This is a genomic window from Vibrio sp. 10N.222.54.E6 (assembly GCF_041473955.1).
GTDB lineage: Bacteria > Pseudomonadota > Gammaproteobacteria > Enterobacterales > Vibrionaceae > Vibrio > Vibrio tasmaniensis_A.
On the sequence record NZ_JBFRTD010000106.1, the window covers coordinates 1 to 601 of the forward strand.

Below are 601 nucleotides of genomic sequence, written 5' to 3' on the forward strand. Positions count from 1 at the left end.
ACAGAGCAAGCGGCAAGACAGGTGTATTTAGCACTGGAGGATAAGAAGAAGACCGACGCGGTTGAAAAGATGAAACAAGACGGATGGGGCTTTTTCTTTGTTTATGAAGGAAAAGATGCGCTAAGCCAGCAACTCGCCCCGTCCATTCAAGCGTTTGCTGACCAATACCATTTTGAGCTCCTTGGGATCAGTAATGATGAAACCTTCATCACTCACCTCAAAGAAAACCGCCACAACCAGGGAAAAGTCACGGTGCCTTTTACGCCCGCCTTGATTTTGGTGCATCCAAGCACTGGAGAGATGAAGCCACTGGCGTACGGCTGGATAAGCCAAAATGATTTAATTGGGCGCTTTTACAACGTCGCCACCCACTTTGAGCAATCGGATTTTTAAAGCCACTCAATCCATGTAAAACCACCCAAACGTAAGGAGGCGCTATGCCATTTCTTCGTACCCTTGTGCTTGCTTTTTTGATTCATGCCGCCAGCGCACACGCTGCCATGCAAAACCAATATGCCCTAGTGTTCTTTTTTGAAAGCACCTGCCCGTACTGCCATAAGACCGCCCCTAAAATCACTCGTCTTGGCGAGCGATTTCAATT

General features: G+C 47.8%; 2 protein-coding genes. Both read left to right on the forward strand.

Annotated features, from left to right (window positions below):
* Positions 1–393 (forward strand): conjugal transfer protein TraF (gene traF, locus AB4513_RS24755; RefSeq protein ID WP_170962743.1); only part of this gene is annotated, 393 nt, incomplete at its 5' end.
* 107 nt (positions 394–500) lie between these two features.
* Positions 501–601 (forward strand): conjugal transfer protein TraF (gene traF / locus AB4513_RS24760; RefSeq protein ID WP_240798350.1); only part of this gene is annotated, 101 nt, incomplete at its 3' end.